Raw genomic sequence first — 17,779 nt, 5'->3', positions numbered from 1 at the left:
TTGCCGTTGGTAAGATAATAAAAGCTTTTGATCCCCGCCCCTTCTGGTGGCCATCTTTAGAATGTGTTAACAATTCATTGAGTATCTGTTGACAACCGGCAATACTACATTTCAATAATTTTGGTGCTATAAATGGTAAACAAATATGTACATGGTGGGCTTAATAGCATCGACATCAACCATGCTTTGAAAATGTTAACCCGGGATCAGCATCATCCGTCCTTATCCTGGCTATTATCTTCCCTGCTGTTAAATAACAGGGGACACTAACGGTAACGAATATGGTAAAACAACACCTATGTGTACGAAACGCCGGCCACAGTAACCGGCATTACAGGTAACCTTTAAAAACAGGCGCAATAAAATGACCATCCGCCTGTTGCGGGAACCCATTCCTGCCAGGACAGGTCTTTCTTTCCTTCATTCATAAACCCAATATCATGATGTTCCGTTTCCGAAGACTGCTATGTATTTCCGGATGCCTGCTGGCATTGGCTTCCTGTAGTAAAAACAGTAAAGACACCCTACCCGAACCTGCAGCTGCCAGCTTATCCGCACAGGCGCAGGCCTTTGTACCTGTCACCGAAACATTTACCCGGCCCGGCTCTCCTTTCAGTTTCAAGTTGATCAATAACAGTCCTGATTTTACCCTTGTTACCAAAACGGCGCTGGTAGATCTCTTTTTTGATGTATATCCCATCATGGTGGCATATCTGAATCCGAATGCGCAAAAAGAGGTGACTGTCATCATTCAGCCAGGACATGAGTATCCCGGATCCGCCTCCAATGGCATCATTACGATCGATGCTGCTTTCATTAATGCCAACCCGATTAACATCGATGTGCTGACACATGAAGTAACGCATATCATCCAGGAATACAAGGTGGGCCCACATTTCATGGCGGAAGGGATCCCCGACTTTGTACGGTATATGATCAATACCCGCAGTGCGGCCCCCGGACCTATATTTGGCGCCCTCGAGCCACGCCCGTTGTCTACCGGTTATAATGTCGCCTCCAGGTTCCTGGTTTGGATAGAGAAACGGGTACTGCCAGGGGCTGTACTGGATGCAGATAAAGCCTGCCGTGCAGGTACCTATACACCGAAGTTCTGGTGGACCCGCACCGGCAGAAGTATTGAGCAGCTATGGACGATATATACCGCCAATTCCAACTACGAAGGTCCGGCCATCACATTACCGCCCTATGTACCCGTACCCGGCGGCATTCTGTCTGACGGCGCATTTAAAATCATAAATACCATGAGCCTTCTTACACCCGATATCAGCCGCGCCTCCACCAACGACAACGCAGACTTTATGCAATGGCACTACGAAGGTAACATGAACCAGCTGTGGCAGCTGATTCATCAGGGCGGTAACTGGTACCGCATCTCTACCGGCCACAGTGCCAAGGTACTGGGCGCAGTGGGTAACAATATCCAGCAGATGGAATGGACAGGCAATGACCAACAGCAATGGAAGCCGGTACAAAACCCGGATGGCAGCTGGCTTTTCATCAATAAACAAACCGGATTGATCTGGGATGTGGCTAACGCCAATAATACAGCAGGTTCCAGGATTATTCTGGGGCATCAGCATGGCGGCAGTAGCCAGAAATGGACCCTTACGGCACTTTAATGCACGCTTCATAAAATGAAACGGATGGTTATCCTCCGGGATATCCATTCGTTTATTGCTGCGTAGTAAAAATGAGGACGATAATAATCTGTTTATTATAGCAGCGATTTTTAAGCCCGGATTTCCAAACAGGCAGGAAACATATCAGATTCGTTGCCTAATGGCGCGTTCGGATGGGGGATTGCTATAAATTTTCAGTCTGAGAATCAGTTAAATAGACAAAATATTTAAACACTTAGCTATCTAGACTAATAAATTAGTTGATTAACTAATTTATTAGTTATACGTTTGAGGGCATCTAATTCCTACAAACGTTATGCTTATTACATTGCCTACATCCACCCGATTTTATTACTGTTTAGGTTTCATTTTCGTTTTGTTCTTCAGCAAGATGCCTGTTAATGCCCAGCAAAAACTTAGCATCGTTACCGGTGAAGTGGTGGATGAAAAGGGCGCCCCCCTCCCATTTGTACAGGCAACTTTAAAAAGCAGCAAAGATTCCAGCACCATTAAAACGGTACTTGCTGATGATCGGGGACACTTCTCATTCGAAATCCCTGCAGGTAAATATCTGATAGCGCTGAAGATGATGGGGTATGGTACATTTTACCCGAAAGCTTTCGATATACTTGCTGCACAAACGACATCGCTTGGTATCATCCGGTTTCAACCAGCGGTGACACAACTGGCCGCGGTAAACATTTCGGCACAGTTGCCATTTGTAGAAAGAAGAGCGGATAAACTTATCGTAAACCTGAACGGATTGGGTTCCGGCGCCCCCATCCTGGAAGTGATGAACCAATTGCCGGGTGTTACCGTTACACCGGATGATCGGATTAGCCTCAATGGAAAATCAGTGCAGATTTATATCGATGGCAAAGCCACTCCCCTCTCAGCTGAAGCCTTGGCGGGAATGTTAAAAGGTACTTCGTCGGCCACAGTTCAAAAAGTAGAACTCATCGCCCAACCGTCGGCCAAATATGATGCGGCAGGTAATGGCGCTATCATTAACATTATCCGCAAACGCAACTACAAAGCAGGATTAAACGGCAACATCTATGCTGGTGGCGGGATAGGGAGATTTGGAAAAGCAAATGGAGGTATCAATCTTAATTACAAAAGAAAGTTTTATAACTTAATATTGAATGTTGATTACAATTACAACAAGTATTTTTACAACAGCTACATTGCTTCTACCTTTCTTGATGCTGCCGGAAAAACAATTGGTCAATCCACCGCTGATATTCAAAGCACCAGAACCAATAGCAATTATACGCCCAATTTGGGCATGGATTTCTATCTTTCAAAACGCACGACCCTCTCTGCATCCATTAAACCAACATTTCAAACCTTTCACCGTGACGGCGTTGCTAATATCAACAACAGGCAGACAGGAAACGGCCTTGTAGCATCGCAATTTATGAACCTGGTTGATATTCATGCGAGCAATTTCTCCTCCGGATTACGCCTGCAACATCAAATAGATACCGTCGGGCGGGAACTAACGATCGATTGGGATTATTACCATTATGGCAACTATAATGACCAGGATAATAGCACCCTCACTTTCAGTCCGGTTTCCAATCGGAAAAGTATAATAGCGCAAGACCGTATTTTTGATACGTATGCATTTAAAATGGATTATACCCATCCATTAAGCAATGGTGGCCAGTTAGAGATGGGTATAAAAACAAGTTATGTCAATTCCCAAAATGCTAATTTTTATCAGGATCCGGTCAGTCAGCAAACCGATTTATTCGCTTATAAAGAAAGTATTACCGCACTCTATCTGACCTATAGCCGTACGAAAAAAAAGATTTCCTATCAGGTAGGTATAAGAGGAGAATATACGCATGGACAGGGCGAACAGCAATTTGCAACAAACCGTTTTACCAGCAGCTACTTTCAGCCATTTCCCTCACTGCATGTTGACTACAAATTATCTGAAGAACATAACCTTAGCTTAGGGCTCAACAAAAGGATAGAACGCCCCGGTTATGAAAGTTTAAATCCTTTGGTGCGGATCATTAGCAGTAACAATTTACAACAGGGTAATCCTGCACTTCAACCTGTAATTGCCTACAATGCTGACTTGTGGTATGGCTATAAAAATTCATTTTTCTTCGGCCTTACCTACAGTTATAGTAAGGATGATTTTACCAGTCTTTCTATTCCGCTAAATGATGGCATCATTACCACCTTGCCTGGCAACGCCGATTATGCGGGCTATTTCACCTTGCAGGCCATGTACGGCAAACAAGTACTACCCTGGTGGTACACCAGTACAAATGCTATTTTATCGCAACGATCTTTTAAAGGTGTATTTAATGATGTATTACTACAGAGCAGGGGTATTATCAGTCTGTCTGCCACTTCGTACAATAGCTTCTCCCTCAGCAAGAACTGCTCTGTCATGGTTCTTTTCAATTACCGCGGCAAAAGCATGGATCGTAGCATTACCAACCAGGCTTTCGCCTATTTAACCATGGGTATCCGGCAGCAGTTTTTGAATAAACGAGCAGCGGCTCAACTTAACTTTATGGACATTTTTAAATCATACCGAAATTACTACCAGCAAAACAGCGGGGCTGTACAGCAATTGTGGCAAAACCAATTCGAAACCAGCATGATTAAATTAAACCTGAGTTACAACTTTGGTGGTGCCATCAAAAATGTCAGGAAAAATAATGTAGCCGAAGAAGAAAAGAAACGAAGTACTTTAACCGAAAATTAAGTACCCGGTTCCATTCTGTTAAACGTTCTTTTATAGCTATTATCTATAGCAATTGCAGGTCATTATTCGCCTGAACATTTTTCAGCTGGCTGGTGGAAATATAGGCAGCAATAGCATTTCAACAGCTACCATCCAATCGGTCATGCCGGACACATTTGTCAACGCGCCCGGCATGACCAAATCTTATCTTGTCAGCATCACCCGCCCAACATACACCTCGCCTGCACTTTTTCTGATCTCAATAAAGTAGATGCCATTTGACAGCTGCGGCGCAAACATAAATCTGTTATCCGCCAATATATTCCGCTGTACCTCCATACCTCCGGCATTCCTGATAATCAGCCAACTGCCGGCGAGTATTGTCTTCTCCTGCAACCGTACTTCACCAGCGCTGGGATTAGGGAATAAGGTCAGTGTGTGCGTAAACGTTATTGACTTCGAAGCCTGGTGGTAGGCTTGTTTCGTACACTGCTTCACGATTACTTTCACGGGAACACGTTTGGGGAATTCGCATCCATATCCGCCGGCAGCATAGTATACCGTAGTTTGCGGCGGGCTTACTTTAAAATAATATCCCCGATACAGCTGGTTCCCGCCAACAGGCGCATCATACCAACGGATGCGGGCACCCATATATATCGGCACAAATGCGTGCAGGGTGGCGCTATCGCCTTTGCATATGCTCAGGCTATCTGCATCTACCGCAGGTAGCTGGCCGTAACCGTCGATGTTCATCAGTTTATGCGCCGTATCAGAGCGACATCCTGTCACGGCATCTACTGCCTGTACATAAATATCTACGACAGATGGTAATGGCGGCAGAAATCCGTATATGGGAAAGGTACTGGTATGAACCACATAAGCGGTGTCGAATAGTATTTCGGGGTTATACCTGAACCGGAACCTCACCCGATAACTATAGCCAGCCTGATGATTTTCTATTTTTATTTTGGTGGCGCCGCACGTTGGTCCCTGAGGTACCGTAAAAACAGGGGCTGGCAGCTTGCGTACATTCACAGTTACTTTGGTACGTACCAGGTATTCACAATAATAGCCAGTGGTCACATAATAACGGGTCGTATCGGCAGGACTAACCCGGAACTCTTTTCCTCTATGCAGCTGGGTACCTCCGGTGGGGGCATCATACCAGCGTATATTCACGAGGGTATTATTGGGCTGGCCATGGGCATATGCGCGGAGCGTAATACTATCCCCCTTACAGATCGTCACATTATCAGCATCTACATCGGCATAGGTAGCATGTGCGCTGAATATCAGGGTTTGCATGACGGTATCTGACCGGCAGCCGGTGAGTTTATCAACCGCCTGTATATAAAGCCTGGTAGTAACATTGTAGAATTCATTCAGGTCACGCACCACAACGGTATCACTGTTCATCACGGTAAAGGCAGTGTCGAGCAGCTGGCCATCAAGACCATCATATACCGTACGTACCTGGTAATAAACAGCAGCAGTATGGTTGGAAATTCCTATCCTGGGGGCGTTGCAATACACGCTCGGATTTACGGTAAATACCGGATTGGCAGGCTTCGGGTGTACAATGACGGCTATCTTTTTACGATCACTGGTACATCCGCTCTTTGCCGCTTCGGCATAGTAGCTGGTTGTAACAGCCGGACTGACTTTGTAACGGGCACCGGTATAGCGCAAAGTACCGCCCGCCGGGACATCATACCAACGTACTGTTACGCCGGCAGGTACCGTGGCTGTCAACGTGGCCGTATCGCCCCTACAGATGCTGGTGCTGTCGGCCAATTTGGGGGCTGCCAGGGCAGGCTTACGGTACGCATAATACAGATTAAAGCCATTCAGCAACCCCAGGAGCGGGCTGGATAACGTAACGCTCACCCGATCGAAAGTGCTGGCTGGCTTCAGCACAATTTCTGCGCGGTTGTTGCCCCAGAGTCGCAGGTTATTACTGTCTACCCGCTGCGCATCGTTATTGGCGACCGTACCATTGAATGTTTGTATGGTGAGCGCCGCCAAAAGGTTGACTGAGAGAACGGCATTGCCGCTACCAATGCCGATCACGAGCGAATCGCAACCAGCAGTGCCGACAGCAGGAAAAATAAGTGTCTGATACACCGACACCCCCAATAATCCCACACCGATATTAAAAGTGGCGTAATCATTCAGGTTACTGTTATTCACGGCATTGCCTGCATTAGCCACGCCACATAACAGACATAACCCCGTGACACCGGCAGTCTGACTATTGGCGTATACCTGTGCCCGTACTTTGGGCAATAGCAGGCAGCTGAAAAGCAGGAACAGGATCAACATCTTGCTAAAGGAGTAAAATTTGGGTAACATCATACGTAAAGGATTAGAAGGGTCATAAAATTTTTAAAAGATCGTTGGCAGATGCCTGTGTGGAAGCAGGCGACAATAAGGTGTCTGCAAAGTGGTCATACAAATGGTTGCACATTGTCTGTTACATGGAGGGAACATGTTAACAGCATTGAGTCAGGGTAAGTGCCAATTAGTTAAGCCGGTCGATAGTCTTTATTCAGTAATAAAAATACATAGGCGAACCTATAAAGCGGTCGCAGTGTAAGCGTCAGGGTTATCCTGTATTTTCCCGGATACGTACAGCGGCTGTTTTCAGCTGCAGGCAGCAGATCCCGGGTATGAGATGCTTCATACTGCACGGCTTTTTTTATCCTCAAAAAAAAATCGCCTTCGCATAGGTGGTGCTTGAATTATTTTCTCGTCTTTATAGAAAAAGGGGCGCTTATAAACCTTATACATCAGGTAAAAAACGAGTTTAACAGTAATCGTATAGCCGCTTGGGTAGCCGCTTTGCTGTTAACATAAATTTAATACATGAACCAAGCTGCAAGCTACTTACTGCAAAAATTTCTGCAAGGCCGTTGTACGGCCGAAGAGCGCTGGCAGGTATATATCATACTCGACACCAACGAAGGCCGGATATTGCTGGATACGCTGATACGCCGGCGGGAAGCGCTGGCCTGGGATTATCCTCTGGCGGAAAGTATGGCTATGCAGCAGCATATCCGGCAACAACAGCAAGCCATGCAACAGCGTATAGCCGGCTACGAAAGCAGTCTTCCCGCTCCTGCAGTGGTGAAAGAAAAACACACCATCAGCTGGCGCAAATCGCTCAGGTATGCTGCCATATGGACCGGCTGTATATTACTATCGGGACTGGCTGTACGAAAACTCAGTAAAAACCGGCTGGCAGCCACTACTGAAATACGCTATGTAGAAAAGGTCAATCCCAGCGGCGCCCCCAGGCGACACGTTCTGCCCGACAGCACAGTGGTATACCTGGCAGCAGGCAGCCGCCTGAAATATCCGGCTACTTACCCAAAAACAGGTCGCGACATTGAATTGCGGGGAGAAGCTTTTTTTGACGTAACCCGTGATGAGCGGCATCCCTTCACCATCCGGTCGGGCACCATGCTAACCCGGGTATTGGGCACCTCTTTTAAGATAACTGCCTATGAAGGGCAGGAACAACAAGTAGCCGTAGCTACCGGTAAAGTGAGCATCAGTGCCGTACACGCAGAAAAAACAACCGAACTGGCGCTGTTGACACCCGGACATAAAATCACGTACCATCCGGCAACCGGGCAGGCCACCGCCGGCAAAGCAGATATCAGCAGCATGGAACAATGGAAAGCCGGCAACCTGGTGTTTACGGATATGACCATGGGCAATGTGGCCGTAATGCTGGAGCATAGATACGGCGTTTCCGTTCGTTTTGAAAATGCCGTCATCGCCAGACAGGTCGTGAGTGGCCTCTTTTCGGCTACGGAATCCCTGTCGGAAGTGTTGGACATGACAGGGTTTGTGGGCAAATTCAGTTACCGGATCTCTCCAGATGGAAAAACATGTACCATTCAATAAATACTAAAACAGGACAGTAAAAAACAACAATTATGGACAGCAAAATTACCTGATCATCTATCATTAAAAAAAGTGTCCCACCAGCGGCAGGACACCTTATCGCTGCAAAAGCCCTACGATTTGACGGTCTGCATGGCTTTACAGCACCTACCGGGAATACCCGGGTTTACCAATCAATATGCGCAGCAATTCATCAGTAAAACATTTACAATAATATGCAAAAAAACACTTCCCCATCGGGATTATCAGCTATGCTACTTCGAACGGGCAAGCATGTCGGGCTTTCTATCCTGGCAATAGCCCTGTTATTCCTGACATTTCCCCTGCCGGCCAGCAGCCAGCAGGCAGCCGATCAAAAAATCAGCCTGCAACTGTCCAACCGGACCATCAAAGAGGCGCTGGCCGAAATACAGCAACGGAGTGGCTTCAAATTCGTTTATGGCAACGACATCAATAAATACGGGACCGTAAAAGTATCCCTACAGGCCACCGGTATTACGGTAAAAAAAGCGGTAGAAGAAGTATTGAAAAATACGCAGCTGCGCTATACCCTGCGGAACAATCATATCATGATTGATGAAAAGCCCGCCGCCACGGAGCAAACAACGCCCTCCCAACAGCGTCCCGGCCGCATCGGCGGAAAGATCATACATGATCGTGGCGAACCACTTATCGGCGCTTCTATCCGTATCGTGGACAACAACAATGCAGCCACGCAGTCTGCCAGCGACGGCGGTTATATGCTGACCGTACAACCAGGTACCTATACTGTAGAGATCAGCTATATCTCCTTCCAGACCCAGCGCATCACGAATGTGGTGGTAAAGGAAAACAGCCTCACGCCCCTCACCATAGCCATGAAGGCGAAAACAAATACACTGGATCAGGTGGTGATTACATCCGGCTACAAGAAAGCCAGTATATCAGGATTGCTGGCCAAACAAAAACAGGCAGCTGAATTATCAGATGGGATTTCTGCCGAACAAATTGCCCGCAGCCCGGACAACAACGCCGCAGACGCTTTGAACCGCGTGACCGGCCTCACTACCATCGACAAAAAATATGTAGTGGTACGTGGTATGGGCGAACGCTGGAACGAAACTGCCATTGATGGTATTACACAACCCAGCACGGAGCCGGTTAAAAAATCTTTTTCCTTTGACCTGATACCCGCCAGCCTGATCGACAACATCGTTGTGAGCAAAACACCTACACCAGACATGAACGCCAACTTTGCCGGCGGATATGTACAAGTAAACACCAAGGATATTCCGGATCAGGATTTTTTCACCGTTTCATTGGGTACTTCCTACAATGATCTCAGTACTTTCAAAGAACAACTGGGACGTAAAGCCGGGAAGCATGATTACCTGGGTTTTGATGACGGCCGCAGATCACTTCCTTCACGGGATCAATTGAAAACGACCCTTGAGCTGGAAAATGAAATCAAAGGAAAAGCCGCCGATAACCCTAATTTGTATGAGCAATCGCGGCTATTTACCCACGATAACTTCACCACCTATTCCAGCAATACACCTATGGGATTGAATGCAAAACTGGCCGGTGGTAAAGTATTCCCTATCGGTAAAAACAATACCAATAAGCTGGGCTTCGTGGCTGCTGTATCCTTTAAAAATTCGCAGGAAACCGAGCAGATTGACCATTTCACCAGAGGTGGCTGGCAATCGGCTATAGGTCCTAATCTGGACGACGATCACCCCAACAGCCAATACCGGAATACTGGTAATACCTATAATACCAATACCACCTGGGGCGGTTTATTCAATACAGGCGTGCAACTGGGTAAAAACAAGCTGGTATTTCGCAATGTCTATTCCCACATCTTCAACCAGGACTTCACCCGTATCAAAGGATGGTCTAAAGACCAAACCGACTATGCAACGGATATCCCTGGCATAGAAGAAGTGAACAGACCCCTGTACACCGACTTCATTCAAAATAAACTGGAAGGCCGTCATGAAATCGGTAAAGTAAAAGTTGATTGGGGCCTGGCACATACGCAAATCCAACGGGTACAGAAAGATGTTACTTACCTCGGCTATTCCAGCGACAGAATCAATGGCGAGGCGGTTTACTTCCCTGCCACCAACACCCAAAGCACGACCAGCCGCTTTCCTTTCAGCCGGGGGAACTATGCCTACCAGGGGAAAGACCTGAACTGGAATGTAGCCATCTCTGTTCCTTTCAATGTATACGGCGCAAAACAAATTTTCAAGGCAGGTTATTTTGGTACCAATAAAAATGGGTCGCAGGACTACTTCGAAGCAGGCCTTTATAATGTACCAAATAATCTGCCCAAAGAATACAGAGGCATTTCAGCGGCTGACTTACAAGACCCTAAGAATTTTCACAAAGATGGTTTTGCCTGGCTGCCTACCATCGGGGGTAACTCAAGGTATGAAGGCAACATCTACCAGCATGCTCCTTTCGCCATGTTCGACAACCACTTCGGTAAATTCAGACTGGTATGGGGTGTGCGAGCAGAATACTTCAAATATGAAGAGGTAACCAATCCGAATGATGGCCGCTATGGCGCGATGGATACGCCATTGAAAGAAGAAAAGAAATGGCAGTATTTACCGTCTGTTAACTTTACCTATAGCCCATGGACGGATTTCAACTTCCGCCTCGCCTATGCGAAAACAGTTTCCAGACCACAGTTTGCTGAAAGAAACAGATTTTCGTATTACGATCCCGTATATTCTGCCTATATCTGGAATGCCCCTGTGGTGTCTTCTGTAACCGATGGTTATGATTTTAAAGCAGAGTGGTACCCAGCACCCGGCGACCTGATTTCTGCAGGCCTATACTACAGAAATATCGCTGACCCGATAGAAATGTATAATGCCCTGACGGCGACCAATAAAAGTGAATTTACCCTGAGAAACTCCAAAAGGGCCCAGGTATTTGGTCTTGAGGTAGATATCCAGAAAAACTTTGGTTTCATTCATGACGCATTGCAACCACTGAAATTTACCGGAAACCTGTCTCTGAACAATAGCATCGTGGATACCTACGGCCGTACGACGATAGACGAATATGGCAATACACTTGAGCTGGACAAGGAAGGCAAACCGGTTTCCAAAGACGTGGTATACCGCGACAACCGGCCGTTATACGGACAATCTCCCTACAGCTATAACCTGGGCCTCGCCTACCAGACCAACAAATGGGGCGTCAACCTGCTGTATAACAAAACCGGCAGAAAATATACCCTGGTAGGTTCTTCCCTCCGTTATTCGGAGTTACAAAATCCTTATGGTAAAATGGATGCACAGATCAGTTACAAATGTTTAAAGAACAGTAATCTCGAATTCGTGCTCAACATATCAAACCTGTTCAATGAAAGCATTCTCTTTTATACCAACGAGGGTAGCTATACCTACGATGACGAAGTAAAGAATGTAAACAATAAAATGGATCCCAGATTGGATAACCCGACCTTCTACACCGAACATATGGTGCTGAAACCAGGCAAATCCAATAACTATGACAAAGGAGATCAGATTACCTATAAATCAAAAACCGGTCGCCGTTTTACGTTGACAGTAAATTATAAATTCTAAAAAAAGTATCACGCTTTAATAAAATCATCGCATGAAGATATTACCTAGCATCTCCAGGCAAATAGCTGTACTAGCGGTTAGCTGTTCCTTTTTTGCCTGTACCAAATCACAGGAAGAACTGTATCCAAAGAATAATATCATCGAAATCAATATCAAAGGGTATATCGCCAAAGATTCCCTGCAGTTTAAACTGGGAGAAACGGTGGTTAAACCTAACCTTACTGAACCGGGTAGCTATTTCCAGGGCAACGTCGATTTAGTGCAGCTATCCAATGGCGCCACTAAATTTTCTATTCTGAACGGTAAAGGAGAACAGCTTTTAGAGAAAAACATTGATGGCGCCAATGTTACCAATAAGGTTACGTTTTATTACAATGGTGTTTCCATCGTTGATAAATTACCGGAGATGCCGGCAGTAACGCCTGGTAATGTAGGCGTACTCGTTAGTTTTCCTGAAAGAACTTTCAGTAAGGTACCTATCAGTGATATTGCATTGGAAGTAACGCTGCAACGAAGAGGCAAACCTACCATTACCAAACTATATGCCTTCAATGAAGATGCGACAGCTTTTATAGATCTGGAAGTGGCTTCTTACTATCCCTATATCAGCTTCAAACTTGTAAAAGCCGATAACCCCAAGGAAAGATATCTGCCGAATGGACTAACGGCCAACTTTACACTGAATGCACCACAGGCGGATAAAAAGTATGCGATGCAGGTACAGGAAGCGGTAGACGGATTTGGTAACTTCTATGGTGTGGAGGCAGTGGAAATATCACAATACCTGGAGTAGGCTATTTCATTTGCTTATCAAGCATAAAAAACAAGCAAAAGCCATCCCGATGGGGATGGCTTGCTCTTTTGGATATCGTAAGAATGTACTGATAAAACATATCATGATGTGACACATCTTATCAGTACATTAAAGTACTTTTCATTAAGTGGAGAAAATGGGATAAGTAATGCTGAAATAGTAGTAAAAAAAGATTCTTAGCCGTCAAACAGCAGTAGTATGTCCTATTTTGCATTCCTTCCGCTGGCTATTACCATCCGCACAGCTTACCTGTAATTCGTTGGCTAGGCTTTTTTATTAAATAACCATCAAAACAATCAATCATGGAAAAATTTGGACTATTAGGCAAAATCCTTAATAGAAATGAAATGAAAGAACTAAATGGGGGGGTATCCCAGATGTTTAGTAACTGTTATCCCACTGAATGTAGTGGTGGTTCAGCACGATGCTTTCTTGGTTGTCTTAATAATTGCCCTCAAGCCTCACGCACTTGTTTATTGCAATGTGGTTTAATTTGTAAATAAGTTGATAACTAAGTGATGCAATCTATCTTAATTCACAAAAGAAGGTGTATTTAACAACACCTTCTTTTTTAGGATTTCTTTCGTTTATTATATGAGCAAACCGAAATCATTAGGGAGTGTAGGGGGCATCGTGTTGATTGTCCTATTTTTTGCGTTAAATATGCCATTTTATGCTCCTTTTTTTTGCAACTGCAAAGGTACCATCAATAAAACATTCTAACAGCTCAATATTGCCTATTGCTTCAAGATCCTGTGCCAAAGTCTCTAATATTTGCGTAATACACCATCATTACTTCAACTACTGAAACGCCTAAAACATGTGGAAGAAGAAGGAAAACGATCTGGCAAATTTATCCACGTAGCACCTATTCTCAATATCCATAGTATTTTACTTTAAATCTCTCTATCACCATATATACAATGTCGGTGATAGAATAAGCAGACTTAGAATTGCCCATTGATCATTTGCCAGTTCTTATTTTCTTTTTGACATGCTATATAGTTCTATACACAAAACCACGCAATGGAATTATTTTATTTATACTCATTTTCATATCACACTCACCTTCGACAAATCAATCGTGCGTAAGCCTTTAAGTGCCGCAAATGTCAGCTTATCCATCATCGCACCGTCGAAGCAAACGGTTTTCATGGCCAGGTAAGATTTGTTCGTCAGGGAAAATGGTAGTTTGAATGATACATGCCGGAGGGTGGCTCCCCTGAACGAAACATCGTTCATAACAGACTTGTCAAACCGGACGCCGATAAAGGTCTGCCCATCCAAACACAATCCCCGCAGGTCGCAGGCATTGAAGTCTACATTATTGAAGATACACTGCTCAAAGGTGGTTTTTCTAAGGTCAGCCTTGCTCAGGGTCACATCGGTCAGCGTTGCCGCTACGAACTTCGCGCCCTGGCCCGACATACTCAGGACAGTACGTACCAGGATGGATTTATGGAAGCTGGCATCGGTCAGGTCGGTGATGGAAAAATGGCAGTCCGTCAGATTGGCGCTATCAAAATTGGCTTCCTGCGCATCGATGATTTCAAACGAACTACCTGTTAAATCAGCACCCGCAAAATTGGCTCCGCGCAACGGACTTGTTTTAAATTTCCCTTTGTGTAAAACGGCCCCCGCGAAATTGGTCCCCTGCAAATCTACCACCGCCAGGTTGATGGATACCTGGCGCTCCGGACTACCTAAGCCCGGCTTGTTTTCAGGAACAGATGGCTGCTCCACTGATATATCCGAGGCTATTTCATGCGCTGCCGGAGGCGTATCTGATGAAAAATAGTTCAGATCAACACCCAATAGCTCCGCAAGCCGGTTGAAAGTAGTGATATCCGGCATTGACTCACCCCGCTCCCATTTCCCTACTGCCTGCGGGCTGATAAACAACTGTTTCGCCAGTTGTGCCTGAGACATATGATGAGCCTTTCGTGCCTGGGCAATTTTGCCACCAATTATTTTAGTATCCATATAACCTGCATTTTTATGCGTTCGATCCGGTAAAGATAATCTGATTCATCCCTGTTATCCCTAAAAACACCGCACCCGTTAGTTGTTCTGCCGTTGTTTATAGTGGTTATCTGACAACCGGTAGTTGTATCCGTTGAAATGCGCAACGGGCTTATGAAATCGCGCAACGGAAAGAGCTCCTCTCCCATGACTATACGATGGCTGGTTGGGAGGTGGCAACAAAAGAGCAGACCTGCAAACGGCATTGCACCCCGATTATCCCATTACTCTCCTGGCTGTATATTTATATGCAACGCTTTCACATAACTACTGGGAGAAAGCTGTGTAATCTTTTTAAAATTGCGGTTAAAGCTGGTTTTGGAATTGAACCCACACTCAAATGCCAGCGCCAGCAGGGTATACTGCTGGTTCTCCGGTTGTAGCAGCAGTTGTTTAAACGCTTCCACCCGGTGTACATTGATGTAGTCATAAAAACTTTTCCCTTCTTTTGAATTGATTACCTGGGAAAGGATGGCAGGATGTACGTCCAACGTTTTGGCCAGATCGCCCAGGGTTAGTTCCGGATCTTTGTAACATGTCTGTTGCTGCATGAGTGTTGTCAGTGCGGTATGAATCCGGATGGCTTCCGTATCTGTAAGCCCGCTTTTTTCATACTTCACTTTTTCACCCGTTACATCGTCGGGAACAGCTGCTGCTTCAACCTCCGGCGGCGTCTCAGGCGACGCGATCACAGCGGGCAGGTATACTTCATGCGTCGGTGGCAGGCTGGAGAAGATGCCCACCTGCCGGATACCAAAGTACCCGATAAAGAAAATAAATAGCGCCACGACGATATACAACGACTGCGCCGACTCGAAAAATATCACCACCATCCATATGACGCCCATTCCGCCAATGAGGTAACGTAACCAGTTGAGTGTAATCTTATCGGTATTGGAAAACTGTACAGCCACATGCTGCCGGTGCCGGCGCAGCAGCCGTAGCGATAATATGACGTATACCACGCCGGAAATAATGATGCTGCTAACGATCCCCTGGAACAGCCACTCAAAGCCGGAAGGTCTTACTAAGCCCAGCTTTTCCTGCACAGACATACTTCCCAGCACAGGCGCCAGGATGATGGCGGTCAGCACAGCCGGGATGAAGTGGAGTATATTACGCCATCCGTACCGTTGCTGGCCTGTGAGATACAAAATATACAGATACAGGAAAGGGCCATGCAGGAAGGGAAACGGCAGCTCCCATCCGATGAGTGCAGGCATGTCGCTCATCTGGTTGGATGCATACCAGCCGATGAGTACCTGGTGAATCATCGCCAGGAATAACCAGGTACTCATGATTTTATCCGCTGTACTTTTTTGTCGCTTGCTGATCAGGATGATAAACAGGAATAGCGCGATAAAAACACCTCCTATATATATGATACGCCAGTCCAATAACATATAAGTTGTTAATGCAATGTCTGAAATACCAAATATAAGGAGTATTAGCTGGTTTAGTGGTGTCTGATGACACTACTTTTCATCGTGCCAGTTGTATACCCACGCCTACCTCTATACTGATCTGCTGGAAAGTGCTGACAGGATACCCCTCAAAAGGATAAAAAGGCAGATAAACCCTGGTATTGAAGGTATGTCGTTTTCTTCCGAGCGACCAGTCCAGCAACAATCCCACATCCGGCAATACCGTGCTGGATTTGGTAGTGATCTTTTCCAAACCCGGGTAGTCCAGCGTTTCTTTGAACGCCACCCGCCGTACACCGCCCATGGCCAGCACAGTAAGCCGGACAAATTTCTGCGGCCCGGTCATCGTATACCCTGCCCCGAATTTCTGCGAGAACTGCAGGCTATAATTCGTTTCAATGTTGTAGGTGTTTTTAGCCACAGCACTCGCTAACATAGTATGCGACCCTACAACCCAGTTTCCTTTTATGGGATATTCCAATAAAAGGGAGGCCAGTCCTTTTACCGGAAGGCCCCAGGGTAATACCCCGATAGCAGGTTTGATGGCAAGACCAGGTAAGGATGATCGGGTAGATGGGGTTTGTCCGGATGCACTGGCAGTCAACAGCAGCAGGCAAATCAAAAAATGGTTTCGCATAAGTGGTTTTAAATGTTGTCAAAGAAAAAGGCAAGCGCCTTGCTGATGTTCGTCTTTTTAGAATCGAGGTGGCCTTTCCCGGGCGCGATATAATCCTGCTGCGCATAGTTTGGATAGTAGGTCTGCAGGGCCTTGCGAAAACCTACAAACGGCGGACGCATCTTTTCTTCCATCTCTCCCAGCCCCAGGAAGAAAGTGCCGCTTCCCTTCCTGTTCTGCTCCCGATAGGCCTGTTCGTTTCTGAGTACAATGGCATCGTCGTACCAGAAGGAAGGACTCAGACACAGGTAGCTGGCAAATACCCGGTTGTGATTTGTAAAGCAATGCCCCACGAATAATCCGCCGGCGGAATGGCCTAATATTCCCCGGGCTGCCCGGGCAGGAGTTGCATGAAATTCCGTTTCTATGCGGGGAATCAGCTCCGTTTCTATAAACCGGATAAAGGTGTCCGCGCTGCCGTTGCCAATATTACTGGGCGTCGGCGTATAGTCGTCGAGGCGGTTATAGCCCCAGCCGATACCTACCACTATCACTTCCCGGTGATGGCTACGGGCCTGCTTTTGACACTCCACCGCCACCATATCAAAGTCCAGCTTTGCATCCAACACATAAAGCGTGTGGTATTTCCCGGCAGGCGTATAATTTTCCGGTAAGGCTACTTTAATGTCATAGTTCCCGCCATTCACAGTGGAGGTAAGGCTAAATTCCCTTATCCGGCTTTTCTCTATGGTTTCCTTCTTACAAGCCGAAAACAACAGGGCCAGAACCAGACATCCTGCCAGGAGCCAGGTACTACATAATTTCATTTGTTCGCGATTTTAAAGTAAAAGATGTGGCCCAAGTCATGGCCATTTCATAGCGGCAAAACTATCAAAGCCGTTCCATCCAAACGGGTCATCAGATAAGGTGGCACCTGTTCAGATAAGGGTTTCCGCGTGCGATGGTACCTTGGGTTGTGAGAAATGGAGGGTTTGGTGGACGTGTATTTTCAGGCCAGGGTTTCGCCCTCGCATAGCAGCATCATGCC

At 46.1% G+C, this 17,779-nt stretch carries 11 protein-coding genes and 1 pseudogene; 6 read left to right on the top strand and 6 right to left on the bottom strand.

Translation table 11 applies throughout. The annotated features are described in order from the left end of the window. The first annotated feature begins 440 nt into the window (after positions 1 to 440). The 3 genes and pseudogenes from OL444_RS17085 to OL444_RS17080 all read left to right on the top strand — a co-directional run bounded on the left by OL444_RS17085 (position 441) and on the right by OL444_RS17080 (position 4,374). Positions 441 to 1,640: an RICIN domain-containing protein gene (locus tag OL444_RS17085; RefSeq protein ID WP_264731238.1), complete on the top strand. Its 1,200-nt coding sequence runs from the start codon at positions 441 to 443 to the stop codon at positions 1,638 to 1,640. Between the two features lie 316 nt (positions 1,641 to 1,956). Further along, positions 1,957 to 2,280, top strand: a pseudogene (locus tag OL444_RS31990) (carboxypeptidase-like regulatory domain-containing protein); the annotation flags it as partial. Between the two features lie 216 nt (positions 2,281 to 2,496). Next, positions 2,497 to 4,374, top strand: a complete 1,878-nt coding sequence (locus OL444_RS17080; protein ID WP_264731240.1) for an outer membrane beta-barrel family protein — start codon at positions 2,497 to 2,499, stop codon at positions 4,372 to 4,374. A gap of 183 nt (positions 4,375 to 4,557) precedes the next feature. Here the strand turns inward: OL444_RS17080 and OL444_RS17075 are convergent, their stop codons facing one another. Next, complete coding sequence (locus OL444_RS17075; RefSeq protein WP_264731242.1) at positions 4,558 to 6,711, bottom strand: Ig-like domain-containing protein; 2,154 nt, start codon at positions 6,709 to 6,711, stop codon at positions 4,558 to 4,560. 510 nt (positions 6,712 to 7,221) lie between these two features. Here OL444_RS17075 and OL444_RS17070 point away from each other — a divergent pair. The 3 genes from OL444_RS17070 to OL444_RS17060 all read left to right on the top strand — a co-directional run bounded on the left by OL444_RS17070 (position 7,222) and on the right by OL444_RS17060 (position 12,648). Then, positions 7,222 to 8,268, top strand: coding sequence for a FecR family protein (locus tag OL444_RS17070; RefSeq protein WP_264731243.1), 1,047 nt, complete (start codon positions 7,222 to 7,224; stop codon positions 8,266 to 8,268). Positions 8,269 to 8,483: 215 nt separating this feature from the next. Then, a complete protein-coding gene (locus OL444_RS17065; protein WP_264752027.1) occupies positions 8,484 to 11,855 on the top strand; it encodes a TonB-dependent receptor domain-containing protein in 3,372 nt (1,123 codons plus the stop codon). Positions 11,856 to 11,886: 31 nt separating this feature from the next. Then, the gene (locus OL444_RS17060) at positions 11,887 to 12,648 is read left to right on the top strand and encodes a hypothetical protein (RefSeq protein ID WP_264731246.1); all 762 of its coding nucleotides are present in this window, start codon (positions 11,887 to 11,889) and stop codon (positions 12,646 to 12,648) included. Positions 12,649 to 13,466: 818 nt separating this feature from the next. Here OL444_RS17060 and OL444_RS31985 read toward each other — a convergent pair. From OL444_RS31985 to OL444_RS17040, 5 genes are all read right to left on the bottom strand, one after another. Then, positions 13,467 to 13,550: a hypothetical protein gene (locus tag OL444_RS31985; protein WP_371879038.1), complete on the bottom strand. Its 84-nt coding sequence runs from the start codon at positions 13,548 to 13,550 to the stop codon at positions 13,467 to 13,469. Between the two features lie 172 nt (positions 13,551 to 13,722). Beyond that, entirely contained in the window at positions 13,723 to 14,652 is a 930-nt protein-coding gene (locus OL444_RS17055; RefSeq protein WP_264731248.1) for a pentapeptide repeat-containing protein, read from the bottom strand. A gap of 263 nt (positions 14,653 to 14,915) precedes the next feature. Continuing rightward, positions 14,916 to 15,989 (bottom strand): AraC family transcriptional regulator, encoded by a 1,074-nt coding sequence (locus OL444_RS17050; RefSeq protein ID WP_264731250.1) that lies wholly within the window; start codon positions 15,987 to 15,989, stop codon positions 14,916 to 14,918. 184 nt (positions 15,990 to 16,173) lie between these two features. Next, positions 16,174 to 16,752 carry a hypothetical protein gene (locus OL444_RS17045; protein WP_264731252.1) on the bottom strand — a complete coding sequence of 193 codons (579 nt, stop codon included), beginning with the start codon at positions 16,750 to 16,752 and terminating at the stop codon, positions 16,174 to 16,176. 8 nt (positions 16,753 to 16,760) lie between these two features. Next, positions 16,761 to 17,558: an alpha/beta hydrolase gene (locus OL444_RS17040; protein ID WP_264731254.1), complete on the bottom strand. Its 798-nt coding sequence runs from the start codon at positions 17,556 to 17,558 to the stop codon at positions 16,761 to 16,763. Between the last annotated feature and the right edge of the window lie 221 nt (positions 17,559 to 17,779).

It is taken from the genome of Chitinophaga nivalis (genome assembly GCF_025989125.1).
GTDB lineage: Bacteria > Bacteroidota > Bacteroidia > Chitinophagales > Chitinophagaceae > Chitinophaga > Chitinophaga nivalis.
The sequence above is the reverse complement of the archived record's forward strand: the minus strand, read 5'-3'. Positions and strand labels throughout refer to the sequence as shown.

Coding starts and splice junctions, on each gene's coding strand:
- OL444_RS17085 (WP_264731238.1), top strand. CDS start 441: ATGATGTTCCGTTTCCGAAGACTGCTATGTATTTCCGGATGCCTGCTG.
- OL444_RS17075 (WP_264731242.1), bottom strand. CDS start 6,711: ATGATGTTACCCAAATTTTACTCCTTTAGCAAGATGTTGATCCTGTTC.
- OL444_RS17070 (WP_264731243.1), top strand. CDS start 7,222: ATGAACCAAGCTGCAAGCTACTTACTGCAAAAATTTCTGCAAGGCCGT.
- OL444_RS17065 (WP_264752027.1), top strand. CDS start 8,484: ATGCAAAAAAACACTTCCCCATCGGGATTATCAGCTATGCTACTTCGA.
- OL444_RS17060 (WP_264731246.1), top strand. CDS start 11,887: ATGAAGATATTACCTAGCATCTCCAGGCAAATAGCTGTACTAGCGGTT.
- OL444_RS17055 (WP_264731248.1), bottom strand. CDS start 14,652: ATGGATACTAAAATAATTGGTGGCAAAATTGCCCAGGCACGAAAGGCT.
- OL444_RS17050 (WP_264731250.1), bottom strand. CDS start 15,989: ATGAGTACCTGGTTATTCCTGGCGATGATTCACCAGGTACTCATCGGC.
- OL444_RS17045 (WP_264731252.1), bottom strand. CDS start 16,752: ATGCGAAACCATTTTTTGATTTGCCTGCTGCTGTTGACTGCCAGTGCA.
- OL444_RS17040 (WP_264731254.1), bottom strand. CDS start 17,558: ATGAAATTATGTAGTACCTGGCTCCTGGCAGGATGTCTGGTTCTGGCC.